At 34.4% G+C, this 16,424-nt stretch carries 15 protein-coding genes; 11 read left to right on the forward strand and 4 right to left on the reverse strand.

What is annotated here, in order from left to right:
• The first annotated feature begins 208 nt into the window (after nucleotides 1-208).
• Together YWA_RS0114070 and YWA_RS0114075 are read left to right on the forward strand one after the other, a co-directional pair.
• Nucleotides 209-1,534 (forward strand): M16 family metallopeptidase, encoded by a 1,326-nt coding sequence (locus tag YWA_RS0114070; protein ID WP_022829160.1) that lies wholly within the window; start codon nucleotides 209-211, stop codon nucleotides 1,532-1,534.
• Between the two features lie 10 nt (nucleotides 1,535-1,544).
• On the forward strand, nucleotides 1,545-3,581 hold the full coding sequence (locus YWA_RS0114075) for a M16 family metallopeptidase (protein ID WP_245557723.1): 2,037 nt from the start codon (nucleotides 1,545-1,547) through the stop codon (nucleotides 3,579-3,581).
• Nucleotides 3,582-3,655: 74 nt separating this feature from the next.
• Here YWA_RS0114075 and YWA_RS0114080 read toward each other — a convergent pair whose 3' ends face one another.
• Together YWA_RS0114080 and YWA_RS0114085 are read right to left on the reverse strand one after the other, a co-directional pair.
• Entirely contained in the window at nucleotides 3,656-4,063 is a 408-nt protein-coding gene (locus YWA_RS0114080; protein WP_022829162.1) for a putative signal transducing protein, read from the reverse strand.
• Between the two features lie 10 nt (nucleotides 4,064-4,073).
• Nucleotides 4,074-4,940, reverse strand: coding sequence for a DMT family transporter (locus tag YWA_RS0114085; protein WP_026718825.1), 867 nt, complete (start codon nucleotides 4,938-4,940; stop codon nucleotides 4,074-4,076).
• 122 nt (nucleotides 4,941-5,062) lie between these two features.
• Between YWA_RS0114085 and YWA_RS15185 the strand changes: the two genes are divergently transcribed.
• The 9 genes from YWA_RS15185 (at nucleotide 5,063) to YWA_RS0114135 (ending at nucleotide 13,744) form a co-directional block, all read left to right on the forward strand.
• Nucleotides 5,063-5,593, forward strand: a complete 531-nt coding sequence (locus tag YWA_RS15185) for a heavy-metal-associated domain-containing protein (protein WP_022829164.1) — start codon at nucleotides 5,063-5,065, stop codon at nucleotides 5,591-5,593.
• Between the two features lie 244 nt (nucleotides 5,594-5,837).
• Complete coding sequence (locus YWA_RS0114100) at nucleotides 5,838-7,364, forward strand: carbon-nitrogen hydrolase family protein (protein WP_022829166.1); 1,527 nt, start codon at nucleotides 5,838-5,840, stop codon at nucleotides 7,362-7,364.
• Between the two features lie 6 nt (nucleotides 7,365-7,370).
• Nucleotides 7,371-7,718 (forward strand): hypothetical protein, encoded by a 348-nt coding sequence (locus YWA_RS0114105; RefSeq protein WP_022829167.1) that lies wholly within the window; start codon nucleotides 7,371-7,373, stop codon nucleotides 7,716-7,718.
• Nucleotides 7,719-7,825: 107 nt separating this feature from the next.
• Entirely contained in the window at nucleotides 7,826-10,249 is a 2,424-nt protein-coding gene (locus YWA_RS0114110) for a M28 family peptidase (RefSeq protein ID WP_026718826.1), read from the forward strand.
• Nucleotides 10,250-10,251: 2 nt separating this feature from the next.
• On the forward strand, nucleotides 10,252-11,058 hold the full coding sequence (locus YWA_RS0114115; RefSeq protein ID WP_022829169.1) for an SDR family oxidoreductase: 807 nt from the start codon (nucleotides 10,252-10,254) through the stop codon (nucleotides 11,056-11,058).
• Nucleotides 11,059-11,098: 40 nt separating this feature from the next.
• On the forward strand, nucleotides 11,099-12,040 hold the full coding sequence (locus tag YWA_RS0114120) for a tetratricopeptide repeat protein (RefSeq protein ID WP_022829170.1): 942 nt from the start codon (nucleotides 11,099-11,101) through the stop codon (nucleotides 12,038-12,040).
• 489 nt (nucleotides 12,041-12,529) lie between these two features.
• Nucleotides 12,530-13,027, forward strand: coding sequence for a hypothetical protein (locus YWA_RS0114125; protein ID WP_022829171.1), 498 nt, complete (start codon nucleotides 12,530-12,532; stop codon nucleotides 13,025-13,027).
• Between the two features lie 190 nt (nucleotides 13,028-13,217).
• Complete coding sequence (locus YWA_RS15725; protein ID WP_157505375.1) at nucleotides 13,218-13,394, forward strand: hypothetical protein; 177 nt, start codon at nucleotides 13,218-13,220, stop codon at nucleotides 13,392-13,394.
• Entirely contained in the window at nucleotides 13,394-13,744 is a 351-nt protein-coding gene (locus YWA_RS0114135; protein WP_022829173.1) for a hypothetical protein, read from the forward strand. The genes YWA_RS15725 and YWA_RS0114135 overlap by 1 nt, the downstream gene beginning before the upstream one ends.
• 1,049 nt (nucleotides 13,745-14,793) lie before the next feature.
• On the opposite strand, the gene YWA_RS0114150 is transcribed toward YWA_RS0114135, so the two are convergent.
• Both YWA_RS0114150 and YWA_RS0114155 read right to left on the reverse strand, forming a co-directional pair.
• Nucleotides 14,794-15,003, reverse strand: a complete 210-nt coding sequence (locus YWA_RS0114150) for a hypothetical protein (protein WP_022829175.1) — start codon at nucleotides 15,001-15,003, stop codon at nucleotides 14,794-14,796.
• A gap of 101 nt (nucleotides 15,004-15,104) precedes the next feature.
• Complete coding sequence (locus YWA_RS0114155) at nucleotides 15,105-16,394, reverse strand: OmpA family protein (protein WP_051126960.1); 1,290 nt, start codon at nucleotides 16,392-16,394, stop codon at nucleotides 15,105-15,107.
• Nucleotides 16,395-16,424 lie beyond the last annotated feature (30 nt).

A 16,424-nucleotide genomic window follows, 5' to 3' on the forward strand; every position in this document is an offset into this window, starting at 1 on the left:
TTATTATAATAGCAATTGCATTGAAAAAAATAATTTTAGAAAATAATTTTTACTTCGAAATCGCCGTAATTAAGTAGCAAACATACGTCCGAAACTGAATTTAATTTGACCAAAATAGATAGATCGTATAAAAAAACTTAAATTTGTTGTAACAATAAATCGGTTTGACATACTTATACCTTAAACCAGTAACAAATTATTAATAGTTATGAAAAAATCATTAATGGCTTTGAGTTCAGTTCTCATGCTTGGAGGTGTAGCTTCAGCTCAAAATGTAAATTTTGAGGAGTACACTCTAGAAAATGGTCTTCATGTTATTTTACATCAAGACAAATCAGCTCCCGTAGTAATTACATCTGTAATGTATCACGTAGGTGCTAAAGACGAAAATCCAGAACGTACAGGATTTGCCCACTTTTTTGAACACCTTTTGTTTGAAGGAACAGAAAACATCAAACGTGGTGAGTGGTTCAAAATAGTTTCAGGGAATGGCGGAACGAATAACGCCAATACTTCTGACGACAGAACGTACTACTACGAAGTGTTCCCTTCTAACAGTTTAGAATTAGGTTTATGGATGGAATCAGAGCGATTAATGCATCCTGTGATTAACCAAATTGGTGTAAACACACAAAATGAAGTAGTTAAAGAAGAGAAAAGACTGCGTGTTGACAACTCTCCTTACGGAAACTTGTTTACTGCTGTAAAAGAGAATCTGTTTACAAAACACCCTTACCGTTGGGCTCCAATTGGGTCAATGGAACATTTAGATGCTGCTACTTTAGAAGAGTTTCAAGCATTTAACAAAAAATTCTATGTGCCTAATAATGCTGTTTTAATCGTTGCTGGTGATATTGATCCAGCTCAAACAATTAAATGGGTTAATAAATATTTTGGATCTATTCCAAGAGGTGCAGAAGTAAAAAAGCAAACATTTGTTGAAGAACCAATCACGAAACAAATCAATGCAACATTCGAAGATCCGAACATTCAGTTGCCAATGGTGATTCAAGCGTACCGAACTCCGTCAATGAAAACAAGAGATGCTAAAGTTTTAGACATGATCTCAACGATTTTAAGCGATGGTAAAAGCTCTCGTTTGTACAAAAAGTTAGTAGACGAGAAAAAATTAGCTTTACAAGTTGGTGCTTTCAACAACAGTCAGGAAGATTATGGAATGTACTTAATTTACGGAATTCCAATGGGAGAAACTACTTCTGCAACCTTAACTGCTAACATCGACGAAGAGATCAAAAAAATCCAAACAGAATTAATTTCTGAAAGAGATTTTCAAAAACTAAAAAATGTTTACGACAACCAGTATGTAAACAGCAATACAAGCATTGAAGGTATCGCAGAAAATTTAGCTTCTTATTACCTTTTATACGGTGATGTGAATTTAATCAATACTGAAATTGAAATTTACCGTTCAATTACACGTGAAGAAATTAAAGAAGTAGCGAATAAATATTTAAATCCAAACCAACGTTTGCTTTTAGATTATGTTCCTGCTAAAGATAAAGCGACAAAATAAGACATACATCATGAGAAAAACCCTATTTATAGTAAGCTTGTTTTTAACAACTATTATGCAAGCACAAGATCGTCCTCAGCCAAAACCAGGACCAGCTCCTGTTATTAATATTGGCAAACCGCAAACTTTTGAATTGAAAAATGGTTTAAAAGTAATGGTTGTAGAAAACCATAAATTACCAAGAGTATCATTTAACTTAAGTATTGACAACGCTCCTTATGCGGAAGGCAATAAAAAAGGTGTTGCTGATTTAACAAGCAGCATGATGGGTAATGGCACGAAAACAATGCCTAAGGATAAATTCAACGAAGAAGTAGACTTCTTAGGAGCGAACATCGGATTTAGTTTAGGTGGCGCGTCAGCAAGTGGTTTATCTAAATACACAGATAAAATCCTTTCTTTAATGGTTGACGGAGCTTTAAATTCTGTTTTCACACAAGAAGAATTAGAAAAAGAAAGAGCTAAACTTATTGAAGGATTAAAAAGCCAAGAAAAAAGCGTTACCGCAGTTGCAGGTCGTGTGGAAGATGTTTTGTTTTTTGGAAAAACACATCCCGGTGGCGAATATTTGACCGAAGAAACAATCAATAATGTTTCTCTTGCAGATGTTAAGAATGAATATGCAACTTACTTCGTTCCAGGAGACGCTTACTTAGTAGTCATTGGAGACGTTAAATTTAAAGACGTTAAAAAAGCAGTTGAAAAAGCATTCAGCAGTTGGAAAAAAGCAGTAGCACCAGCGATTGTTTATGCAGATCCTAAAGACGTTCAGTATTCTCAAATCAACTTTGTTGACATGCCGAATGCAGTTCAATCAGAAATTTCATTAGTGAATGTTTCAGATTTGAAAATGACGGATAAAGATTATTTTGCAGTCCTTTTAGCAAACCAAGTTTTAGGTGGTGACTTTAACAGCTACTTAAACATGAACTTGAGAGAAGCTCACGGATGGACTTACGGAGCGCGTTCAAGCATTCGTGGAAACAAATATGTTGGAAAATTTAAAGCCAACACACAAGTTAGAAACGCTGTAACAGATAGTGCTGTAGTTGAATTTTTTAAAGAAATTAAAAAAATAAGAACAGAGAAAGTGGAAGCTGATATGTTGAAAAACGTAAAAGCAGGTTACGTAGGTAATTTCGTTATGGCAATGGAAAAACCAGGTACAATTGCACGTTATGCACTTTTGACACAAACTCAAAACTTGCCAGCTGATTTCTTTGAAAACTACGTGAAAAACATCAATGCAGTTACTGTAGATGATATTTTAAGAGTTTCTAAAAAATACTTCCACGAAGACAATCTCCGTGTTTTAGTAACAGGTAAGGCTTCAGAAGTATTATCAGGATTAGAAGCATTAAAAATGCCAATTTTCTACTTTGACAAATTTGGTAACCCAACTGAAAAACCAGCTACTTCTAAAGAAGTTCCTGCAGGAGTAACTGCTAAAACAGTTTTTGATAATTACATCAAAGCAATTGGTGGAGAAAAAGCAGTTAAAGCGGTAAAAACGGTTATGATGGTAGGTTCTACAACTATTCCTCAAATGCCAAGTCCACTTACTTATACTTCTAAAAACGACAGTAAAGATCGTCTGATGGTTGAAGTTACAATGGGTGCGATGAGTATGATGAAACAAGTAGTAGGCGACAAAACTGGATATGCTGCACAACAAGGTCAGAAAATGGATGTTCCTGCAGAAGAATTTGCAGAAATGAAAGCCGATGCTAAATTATTCCCTGAATTAATGGCGCCAACTGGAAAGTTGACTTCAATAGAGTCAATGGACGGTTCAGATGTTTATGCTATTGAAAACGGGAAAACAACAACTTACTATGATGTAAAATCAGGTTTGAAAGTTGCGGACTCTAAAATGCAAGAACAAGGTGGCCAAAAAATGGTTACTACGACATACTACAAAGACTACAGAGATGTAAAAGGAGTTAAATTCCCTTTCAATATCGTTATGAATGTTGGTGTTGAATTGGATATTAAAATAGCTGATGTAAAAGTAAACGAAGGCGTTACTGATGCTGATTTTCAATAAAAATCACATTTGCTTATAAATAAAAATGACCGTCAGAAATGACGGTCATTTTTTTATACATAAAATCCTACTCTTTACCTGAACTCCGTTCCACAACTTTTACACTTATATACGTTTTTGAAATAGAATGGAAAAGCAGTAAATAAAAACATAGTAGCCATGGACAACAAACCCTTATAACCTTTCATCGAGCGGTAATTGATATATAAATCAGTTGATGCACATTTTGGACAAGCAATTGTCTGATTGTTTTCATCAAGGTTAGGTGCGTCTTTTAATTCTTGTAAAATGGATCGCACAATTTCTTCATCCTTCTCGGCTACCTTTAATTTAATTCCACCAACACTATTGCTAAACAAGGGATTTAAACTGACAATGTGTTCGTCAAAAACAAAACATTGAATGCCTTCACTATCCAATTTTGATCGTAAAAGATGCAAATCAACCGGATTGTCAAAAATCTGAACGGTTACTAATTTCATACGAAAATTATTATTTCTTGGCCGATAAATATATGCCTATAAATATGATTACAGCACCAACATACTGTATCGGTGTGAATAATTCTTGATCTAAAATACCCCAGAAAAAAGCAACTACAGGAATCATATAAGTAACCGAAGAAGCAAAAATGGGCGAAGACATCTGAATCAATTTGAAATAAATAATATTCGCAATTCCTGTTCCTACGGTTCCTAAAATAACAATGTAAAGCATTGCATTTTGAACTTCACTTTTGTGAACAACAGTTACAAAGTCAGTGGAGAACAAAATTACAAGTGCGGGAACTAAAAGTACGGAGAAATTTCCTGCAGTAATGGCCAAAGGTTTTACATCTGATAAATATTTTTTAATCAAATTCACGTTTAGCGAATAACAAAAAGCAGCAAAAACAACCAACAATGCATACCAATAATTTTGTTCCGGATTATTTGCAGCTCCATTCACAATGAGCAAAATACTTCCGGCTAAACCGATGATGACACCATAAACTTGACGGCGTTGAACGTCTAATCCAAATGCCAAGATTCCAATCACTAATGCGCCAAGTGGTGTAAGTGAATTTAAAACCGCTGTTATTGAACTCGAAATTTCTGTTTCAGCAATTGAAAATAAATATACCGGCATGAAGGTTCCTACAAAAGCAGTTAAAGCGATATACTTCCACTTTCCTTGTGGAATAGTTGCAATACTTTTAAATCCAATAATCATCAGAAAAATAGTTGCAAAAATAATCCGTAAAGAACCCAGTTGATAAGGTGTCAATCCAACTAAACCTCTTTTGATTAAAATAAAAGAACTACCCCAAATCAAGGCCAAAACAAACAATAAAATCCACTTCAAATGCTTTGATAACATACTTAAAATTTTGAAATGCAAAATTCTAATATTAAAATGAATTTCGATTGCTTTTTTGATTATTTTTGTCACTAATTATCAGCATTCTAATTGCTAAAAATTATAATTTAATTTTTATAAATATGAAAAAATCACTTTTTATCTTCGCTCTTTCAGCATTATTTTTAACAAGCTGCAAAGACAATACAACTGCTACAACAGAGACGAAAACAGAGCATATAACAGAAACTACTAAGGAAAAAAAACCGACAGCTCTTGTTGGAAAAGTAGAAACTGCAAGTTTTACGATTGACGGTATGAGTTGCGAAATCATGTGTGCTTCAAAAATTCAAAAAGAATTAACAGCAACAGAAGGCGTTCAAAACGCAACAGTTGACTTTGATAAAAAACTAGCTACTATCGAATATGATTCAGCAGTAACGTCTCCTGAAAAATTAGTTGAATTAGTAGAAGCAGTGAATGGAGGCGACTCTTATAAAGTTTCAAACCTAAAAACTTCCGCAGACCACGCGTCTTTATTTCAAGAGAAAGAAAAGAAAAAATCACGCAAGCAACGTAAAGCAGATGAAAAATCAGCTGCAGAAGCAAAAACAGCTAAACCAGCTTGTTGCTCTTCTAAAAAAGCCTGTTCTGAAAAGAAAGAAACAATGTAAGCTTTTACAGAAAATAAGTAAATCTAAGGAACTCGTTTGAGTTCCTTTTTTTATGATCTTTTTTAAAAAAAAGACTAAAACCCTAGACAACAACTATTTGACCACGAATTAGGAGTGTGAAAAAGATTAGTTGTCTTGGCTGTAGCCAATAAATTTCCCTACCGCCGAAAAAGCACCTCGTGAAATATTTAAATTTATCCGTTTACAAACGGCATTTTTTTGTACCTTTCTTAAAAAAATTTGCATGCAGACAGAAATAAATAAAGTAGAACTCCGGAATTTAAGAATTGAAGATTACAAAGAATTAAAAAATTCTATGGTAAAAGCCTATTCTGAAATTGACGGTGCTTATTGGAACGAAAAAGAAATCAAGAATTTATTGAAGATTTTCCCCGAAGGTCAATTGGTGATTTTAGTTGACGACAAAGTGGTTGGTGCTGCATTGTCGCTCATTGTCAAATACAAATTGGCAATGACAAATCACAATTACGAAAAAATAACAGGTAATTATACGTTTTCCACACACGACCCAAATGGTGAAATTCTATACGGAATCGATGTCTTTATTGACCCCGCTTTTCGTGGGCTAAGATTGGGTCGACGATTATATGATGCTAGAAAAGAATTGTGTGAACAACTCAATTTAAAATCCATCATTTTCGCAGGTAGAATTCCAAACTATACGGAAAATAGTGCTGAATTTACTCCCAAAGAATACATAGAAAAAGTAAAGCTGAAAGACATTCACGACCCCGTTTTATCGTTTCAGTTGAGTAATGATTTTCACGTGATTAAGGTGATGAAAAATTACTTGGAAGGCGATACGAGTTCGAAGGATTATGCGGTTTTACTGGAATGGAATAATATTTACTACGACAAAAGTCCAAAGTTAATCAACGCCCGGAAACCTGTAATTCGTCTTGGATTGGTGCAATGGCAAATGCGTCCTTTGGCAAATCTTGAAGCTTTGTTCGAACAATCTGAATTTTTTATTGATGTAGTTTCAGGTTATGGAAGTGATTTTGTATTGTTTCCCGAATTGTTTATTGCTCCTTTGATGGCGGATTACAACCATCTTTCTGAAGCAGATGCGATTCGTGAAATTGCAAGGTATTGCGACCCCATTCAGAAGAAATTTTCAGAATTTGCTATCTCTTATAACATCAACATTATTACGGGAAGTATGCCGTATTTGGAAGACGGAAACTTATATAATGTAGGTTTTTTGTGTAAACGTGACGGAACTTTTGAGATGTACACCAAAATTCACATTACGCCAAATGAAGTGCAATATTGGGGAATGGTTGGTGGTTCTGAAATTAGAACTTTCGACACCGACTGTGGGAAAATTGGAATCATGATTTGCTACGATGTTGAATTTCCTGAACTTTCTCGTCTGATGTCGGATGAAGGAATGGAAATTTTATTCGTGCCTTTCTTGACGGATACGCAAAACGGTTACACACGAGTAAAACTTTGTGCTCAAGCGCGTGCAATTGAAAACGAGTGTTATGTAGCAATTGCTGGTTGTGTCGGGAATTTACCAAAAGTGAATAACATGGACATTCAATATGCTCAAGCAGCCGTTTTTACTCCTTCTGATTTTGCTTTTCCAAGTAACGGAATCAAGGCGGAAGCGACTCCAAATACCGAAATGACCCTAATTGTAGACGTTGATTTAGATTTATTGAAAAAATTACACGAGCACGGAAGCGTTCGAATTTTAAAAGACAGAAGGCATGATTTGTATGAGATTAAGAAACTAAAGTAATACGGTATGAAAAATTGTATTGAATGTGACGAGAAATTTAGCGGTCGTGAAGACAAGAAGTTTTGCAGCGACGGATGTCGAAATGCATTCAATAACAAAATCAATAAGGACAGCACAAATTACATGCGAAACATTAACAACAAATTGCGGAAAAACTACCGCATTTTGAGTGAATTAAATGTAGAAGGAAAAACAAAAACTTCTCGCACAAAGTTGATTGCTAAAGGTTTTGATTTTGAATTTTTTACCAACATTTTAAATACAAAAACAGGAAACACGTATTTCTTTTTGTACGACCAAGGCTATATGGCTTTGGAAAACGAATATTATATTTTAGTTAAAAAAGACACCTGAAAATCAATATTTTAATATAATGAAGCGATTTCGAATATAAACTTTATCTTTAATCCAACTTTTGCTTCGTTTTGAGGAAGAAAAGCCAAATCCAAATCTCCTTTTTAATGAAAAGAAATTCCCTAACCCTACTTTCAGTTCTTTTTATCAGCGGAATTATCTATTGGATATTTTTTGCAATGATGCCGCAATCGGTTTCAAAAGTAGAAGGTTCCTTGTCGGAGTTTTCAACGCAAAGAGCTTTAAAGAAATTAGCGGTTATTACCAAAGAACCGCATTATGTAGGCACTCAAAATCACGAAGTTGTTGCTGAATTTTTAGTAAAGGAATTAGAAAATTTAGGATTGGAAACTTCCATTCAAGAAGGATACACCTTGACGGATTGGGGAAATTTAGTAAAGTCAAAAAACATTTTAGCTCGGATAAAAGGAAGCGCAAATTCAAAAGCATTGCTTTTATTGTCGCATTACGACAGTGCTCCACATTCTAAATCACTTGGTGCGAGTGACGACGGTTCGGGAATTGTTACGATTTTAGAAGGTTTGCGAACGTATTTGCACAATAATTCACAACCTAAAAACGATATTATTATTCTGTTTTCGGATGCCGAAGAATTGGGTTTAAACGGTGCCGCACTTTTCGTCACTAAACATGAATGGGCAAAAGAGGTGGGACTCGCAATTAATTTTGAAGCGCGAGGAACATCGGGGCCCTCGTATATGTTGATGGAAGTAAACAACGGAAATGCAGCAATGGTGCAACAATTTGCGGAAGCAAAACCTAAATTCCCGGTTTCAAATTCGTTGATGTACAGCATTTATAAAATGCTCCCCAATGACACGGATTTGACTGTCTTCAGAGAAGAAGGAAAAATTCAAGGACTAAATTTTGCTTTTATTGACAGCCATTATAACTACCATACGGCACAAGATAACTTGGCTAATTTGAGCGTCAAAACCTTAAAACACCAAGGCACTTATTTGATGTCAATGTTGACTTACTTCGGAAATGCAGATTTGCGAAAGTTGGAAACTTCAGATGATGAAGTCTATTTCAATACACCAATCAATTTTACCCATTATCCCTTTTCATGGAATTTTCCTTTAATCGGATTGGCTTTTGCATTGTTTCTAGCGTTTGTTTTTATTGGGATTGGGAAGAAAGTATTGCATATTTCAGATGTACTTCGCGGCTTTGTTCCGTTTTTAAGCTCTATTTTAGTTTCGGGTCTTTTAGGCTTTTTAGGTTGGAAAGTTTTACTGTTGCTTTATCCGCAATACCAAGACATTTTGCATGGATTTACGTATAATGGCCACGATTATATAATTGCTTTTGCATCGCTAGCATTGATGGTTTCGTTCTTTTTTTATCGAAATTACCGGAGTGAAATCCAAGTGATGAATGCTTCCATAGCTCCTATTTTTCTATGGATAATCATTAATTTATTCATTGCCATCTATCTTCCTGGCGGAAGTTTCTTCATCATTCCTGTTTTTGGAATGTTGCTTTCCCTGGGATTTTTCATCATCACACAACGAGCAAGTCCGGTATTGAATTTATTGTTCAGCATTCCGGCTTTAGTAATTTTCTTACCATTTGTAGTGACACTTCCTGTAGGATTAGGTCTAAAAATGTTGATGGGAAGCACTTTATTAATTGCATTGGTTTTTGGATTGTTACTGCCTGTTTTTGGCGCATTTAAAGGAAAGAAAGTGTGGTCTACAATCAGTTTATTAATTGCAATTGGCTTTTTTATCAATGCCCACATAAATTCCAACTACACAAATGAAAAGGCAAAACCAAACAGTTTATTGTACGTTTTGAATGCAGATACAAACTCGGCTGTTTGGGCTTCTTATGATAAAAACATAGACGATTGGACTAAAAATTATTTGGGGAATTCACCTCAAAAATCGGACTCTATTCATAATTTACCTTTATTTAGCAAATACAATTCAGCGTTTACTTTCACATCAAAAGCAGATTTGAAATCCATTTCTGGCCCTTCTATACAATTCAATAAAGACACAATTGTTCGTGCTCGAAAACAGTATTTAATAACCATTTCACCCAATAGAAAAGTAAATCGCTATGATATTTTTGCCAATGAAAACATGGATTTCTATAATTTAAAAGCAAATGGCGTTTCGCTTATTGGTTGGAAAGACGCAAAATACCGGCGAAAAGGCAAAAAGATTTTGAGTTATTATGTCGTGAATAATGAACCGTTAGAATTATCATTTACACTTGATGCATCTACGAAATTGGATATGGAATTGATGGAATCGTCTTTTGATTTATTAGAAAACGAACAATTTTCTGTTCCAAAAAGACAGTCGTGGATGATTCCAACGCCGTTTGTTTTAAACGATGCAGTAGTGATTCGTCAGAAGATAAAACCAAATAGCTTAAAACGGCAAACACCTACAGATTCTATAATCTTAATAAATCCTATGATAAAAAGTAACGCTATAATCACAAAGTCCGTTACTCCAATAATCGTTTCAGATTCTATTATTACAAAACCTTAAACATGGAGCACATTAGTATTTTAGGCTGTGGCTGGTTGGGATTGCCACTCGCCGAACATTTAATTCAAAAAGGATTTTCCATAAAAGGCTCCACCACTTCTCCCAATCGGATAGGCGAATTGGAATCCAAAGAAATCGAAGCGTTCATCATCGAACTTTCCGCAGATGAAATTTCAGGAGATTACGAAGCTTTTCTGCAAAATTCGAAAACCTTAATTATTGATATTCCACCGAAATTGCGAGGAGAAAATCCGGAATCTTTTGTTGGAAAAATGAAAACTTTTATTCAAAAAGCAGTTTTAAATTCCTCTATCGAAAAGGTATTATTCATCAGTTCTACTTCCGTATATGGCGATGAACCTATAAATGTTACGGAAGAAACCATCGAAAAACCAGAAACTTTATCCGGCAAAGAATTACTAGAAACCGAACACCTTCTGCACCAGCAAACGGCTTTCAAAACCACTATTCTAAGATTCGGGGGACTAATTGGCGGAAGCCGAAACCCTGCCAAATCACTTTCAGGAAAGAGTAATATTGCTACACCTAATGCTCCAATCAATTTAATCCATCAAGACGATTGCATCGGCATTATTACTGCAATTATCGTACAAAATTTTTGGGGAGAAAAGATAAATGCTTCGGCTCCATTTCATCCTACGAGAAAAGAATATTATATGGCTAAAGCCAAAGAGTTAGGATTGCCGCTACCTGAATTTGAAGAAAATAAGGCGTCAGGAAAAGTAATTGATTCTTCGAAATTGATTTCGAAGTTGAATTATAACTTTATTCATGTAGAGGATATTTAAAATTAATGCTCCAAAAGTCATAATTTAAACTTGACTATAAATGAAATACTTAAAATTTTTAATTCTAATTTTATCACTGGCCATGTTTTCCTGCGAATCGTCAGGTCAGAAACCGGACAATACAAAACCAATGTATGGCGAGGTTGCAAAAAGTGAAGACTACTTAAAGATTGACGCTGATTTTAAGAACGAAAGTCTTGAACAATTCAAAACGATAGATAGCGCTGTTTCCGTTCAGATAAGCCAGGCATGGCGTCACTATTATCATAATGACTTAAAAACAGCGATGAAAAGGTTTAATCAAGCGTGGCTACTTAATCCTGAATTTCCCGACTCCTACTTTGGTTTTGCAGCATTACTAGCATCAGTAGGAAACGTTTCTGAATCCCAGCGATTCTTTAAACTTGCAGAACTGAGAGACAAAACAAAGGAACGAGCAAAAGAATGTTATCAGCGAATTGCGGATTGCAAGGAACAATTACAAGATATAACAGGAACGATTGCCGCTTATGAAAAACTTTCAGAATTAAGTCCCAAAGCTATTCTTGCTTATAAAAAATTAGGTTATTTCTATATGCAAGCTGGTAATGCTCAAGAAGCATTTACTGCTTATGGTAAAGCAATTGACCTTGACCCAAGTGATGCTACAACATTTAATAATAGAGGATATTTACAGCAAACTGAAAAAAATTATAACGAGGCGATTACCGATTATTCGAAAGCCATTATACTTAATCCAAAATACATTAGTGCTTATGTGAATCGAGGAATAAGCGAGATGGAATTGGGGAACTTTGAAAATGCAAGCAAAGATTTTACTATTTGCGTTTCCCTTGACGCTGAAGCAGGTGAATTAAGACGGTTTTTAGCAGTCGCTAAACTCAATCTTAAGGACAAGATTGGAGCTTGTATAGATTTTGAAATTGCAAAACAACTTGGAGACGCAGAGTCCGATACACTCATTCAACAAAACTGTAAATAGTCTTGATAAACGCCAATAGCGCAGATTTGCAACCGTGCCCACAATCACCTAAAATCAATCCACAAAATTTCACAAGCTCTAGCAAGCTCTTCGACATTCGCTAATTTTACAATTAAGTAAGATCTCAACTTGAATCTATTAAAAATCCGTTCAAATAGCTTCGTGGTTAAGTAAATCTCCTGAATTTGAAGAAAATAATACTTCAGTTAAAGTGATTGATTCTTCGAAATTGATTTCGAAGTTGAATTATAACTTTATTCATGTAGAGGATATTTAAAATTTTCAACGGCATCCTACACCATTTTTAATACGGCAAAGTTTCATCAATCTATTTTAAGTGATTTTTTAAATAATTTAAAATGAAGATTACATATATTTACAAATCAATAATGTACTACTATATCATACAAAGCCAAATGAATTTGGTTGTATATGTATGATAACTTCATACATATATACAAGTTAGCAATAATTGCAAAAAAACCGAAAATGAAAGGAAACATTTTTTTAATAATCACTCTTTTTTTCTTATTTCTAACATTAAACTCTTGTTCGAAAAAAATTGTCATTGGAAAATACAGAACTAACTTCAATACTTACGGAATGTTTAGCAAAACTTTGACTCTAGAATGTAATGGAGATGCAACTTTGAGTTTTCAAGGCGATATGCAAAACAACAATTCATTCGGAAATTGGAAAACTGAAAAAGATACTTTAATTATATTTTTTGATTCTGTAAAAAATGAAAAGAACAAGTTTAAAGGCGAACTAAAATTTGTAATAAAAAGAAATAAACTTGAAAATATGCCTTTTCCGAAATCAAAATATAATAAATTAGTAGAATTTGCCAAAAAACCAGAAAATGATACGCTGAAAATCCCATCATACAGACAACTCAATAAAATGACTAATCAAAATATGAGAAATTTCCAAGGTAAAAGCGGAAAACAATACTTTAAAAAAGTTGAAGAAATTGAATGTAAATAAAAGCAACTATTGCTAACAGCGGTTTGCATAAATGGCGAAATATGTGGTAAATTCACGTCTATCTTTCGCAAGAAATTTTATATTAGCCGAAAATAATCGGTCACGAAGTTCGCCACTTCTGCAAGCCGCGAAACGTTACCCAAGATTTGAACAAAAATTGAGCAAACGAAAAATTATAGAAATTCATTTAATGTCATTTATACTAATGACTGTTATTTTATTTTTATCATCTGAACCTTTATTAAAAAAATTTGCATCTGGAATTCACGATGTTGGAATGTGGCTGAGTTTAATAACTTATGGAACAATTGGAATTTTAATTTTGACCATTGTTTCGTGTCTGATTTTTATAAAACTGAGTAAATAATGTTCTGGAAAAAAGAGAAAACAAAAAAGCAGAATGGAATAATTAAACTGACTGAAAACGGATTTCAAGTCTCGCACAGTAATGGAATTAGAATTGTTGAATGGTTATCCATTGATAGAATTGTTGCCTATAAATTAGATTTGCTGACTATTGACGAAACCTGTCTTGAAATTGATTATTTAGAAAAACGTTTACTTATAACAGAAGAATATACAGGTTGGAGAATTTTCCTTTCCGAATTAATAAATAGAATTCCGACAATTGAGGCTAAATGGGAAGAAAAAATAGTTAAACCAGCTTTTGAACGAAACGAAACTGAATTATATAACCGAAATAAAAACGTTGAGTAACAAAGTATATAAGATATAGCTTGGTCTGTGCCTAGTTGGAAAATTCTTCGGATTTCCCAAAGCCATTTTTATTTGGAGAGGTTCGTGCTAAAACACGCCACAGCTCATATACATCAAGGTTAGTAGGAAGTTTGCAGAAAAATGCTAAAAAACACATTTTAAAAAAAATCGTAAAATAAAGCTGAATAAATAAATGATTTCAAAAATTAATATTACAGAATTTAGAGAACGATTAGTTACAAATACAAAATATGGAAATCCGAAAATTAAAGGAACACCATTCGCTGTTTTTTGAATTTTCGGTGAAACTAACAAAAAATTTTATGGGAAATTTAATAAAACAAAATTTGAATTAACCAAAAATGCAACTTTTTTTGTAGCGCCATTTATAATTTACGGGGAAATTAATTCTAAAAACAAAACAGAAACTGAAATTAATTATCAAATTAAACCGATAGGATTCGGTTATTATTGGATAAAATATATGCCGATTTTTCTTGTTCCAATTTTTAATCTAATTTTATACATTGAAACTGTACCTAAAGAAATTTACCAAATAATTAATCCAGTTTTATTGATTTTTATTTTAATAAGCCGTAATAATATGTGGCGAAAGAAAAATAATCTTATAACTAATTTTAAAAAGGTTTTTGAAATAGAAACATAGAAGTCTACAGCTAATCAAATAAACTACCCCGCTAGAAACCAGCAGGGAGAGTCTCTCAAATATTTATATTCACGAAAACCAAAAAAGCAATAATAAATTGAATACACCACCGAGCGTAGGGGTCACGTAGTCGGCAGTTCGCAAAGAGATGGATTGCGTTGGATGTAAAGTTCGGTCAAGGATAATTACACAATAGCGCAGATTTGCACTCCCTACCCACAACCACCTAAAATCAATCCACAAAATTGCACAAGCTCTAGCCAGCTCTTCAACATTCACTAACCTCAAAACATTATTTACAATTAAGTAAAATCTCAACTTGATTCCCTTAGAAACCCATTCAAATAGCTTCGTAATTAATAAATTTATCTTCTAAAGTAATTTATAGTACTTCGCTACTCATTTGTGTGTCTTCGCTACTCATTTGTGTGTCTTCGCTACTCATTTGTATGTCTTCGCTGCTCATTTGTGTGCCTTCGCTGCTCATTTGTGTGTCTTCGCTACTCATTTGTGTGTCTTCGCTACTCGTTTGTGTGTCTTCGCTACTCATTTGTATGTCTTCGCTACCCATTTGTGTGTCTTCGCTACTCATTAGTGTGTCTTCGCCCAAAGTACAACGAGCTTATAAAAACCAGAAATCCCCGAAGCTTTCACTTCGGGGATTCTGATTTATAATAACTTTTAATAAGAATTCTATTTCTTAATAATCAAGAATTCACTTCTTCTGTTTTGTGCATGTTCTTCTTCTGTACAGTTTTCTTTGCAGTCCACTTTAGGCTCACTCTCTCCGTAACCTTTACCAGTAATGCGAGCTTTATCAATTCCCTTAGAAATTACGTATTGAACACTAGATTTCGCTCTACGATCAGATAAATTAATATTATACTGCTCACTTCCGCGGTTATCCGTGTGTGCTTTTACCATAATCACCATCGTAGGATTGCTCTTCATTGCTTCAACAAGTTTGTTTAACTCAAAAGCCCCATCAGCTGTAATATTAGATTTGTCAAATTCAAAATATACTTCATTTAGCTTCACTTCACTAACAGTAATAATGTTTTCAATAGGATTCAATGGTGCATTTACTTTTAATTTTCCACCATTTGTAGCCGCTATTGAGAACACACCACTTTCGTAGCCGTCTTTAGCAGCTTGGATAGAATAGGCGGTGTTGCAATCTACAGGGAACATGATTTCTCCACTAGCTGTGGTAGTTTGCGTTTCCAATACGTTTTTCTTAGCATCTAAAATAGAAACTCTTGCGTTTGATAAGAGTACGCCTGTTTTTGCATCCGTTACAACAATCAGTGCTTCTACACCACAAATTGGATTCGCCCAATAGATGTTGTCCGCTCCTGTTCGATTACTTGAGAAGAATCCTGCGTTTTTAGTGGTATTAAAACTAAATGCGAAGTCATCTTTCTCGCTGTTTACCGGTTTCGCAAGGTTCTCAATTTGGTTGTTGGTTTTCAAATCGACCATGTAAACGTCTAATCCTCCTAGACCAATATGTCCGTTTGAGGAGAAGTACAATACATTATCGTCCGTGATTTGTGGAAACTGCTCTTTACCTTCAGTATTGATTTTAGTTCCCATGTTCTCTGGTGTACCGTAACTTCCGTCTGCATTGACCGCTACTTTCCAAATATCTGTAAGTCCTACTGAACCTTCCATGTTTGAACTGAAGTACAATGTTTTTCCGTCTTTGCTTAAGCTCGGGCTGCTGTTTGAATGGTCTTTACTGTTGAAAGGTAATGACTTGATGTTTCCCCACGTGTTTCCTTCTTTTGTGGCTTTATAAAGGTACACTTGACCGAATTTTGTATTCAGCTTTTTGTCTTTCTCAAATTCCTTTTCTCCATGGGAGTCTCTTGAGAAGTACATCGTNTTTCCATCGGCACTAATGGTTACCGGTCCGTCGTGCCATCTTGTGTTTAGTTCTGCTACTTCTTCGGGTTTTGTGAAGGTTTTATCCTCGTTCATCGTCGATTTGTAGATGTCTAAATACGGCTC

This window comes from Flavobacterium antarcticum DSM 19726 (genome assembly GCF_000419685.1).
Classification (GTDB): domain Bacteria; phylum Bacteroidota; class Bacteroidia; order Flavobacteriales; family Flavobacteriaceae; genus Flavobacterium; species Flavobacterium antarcticum.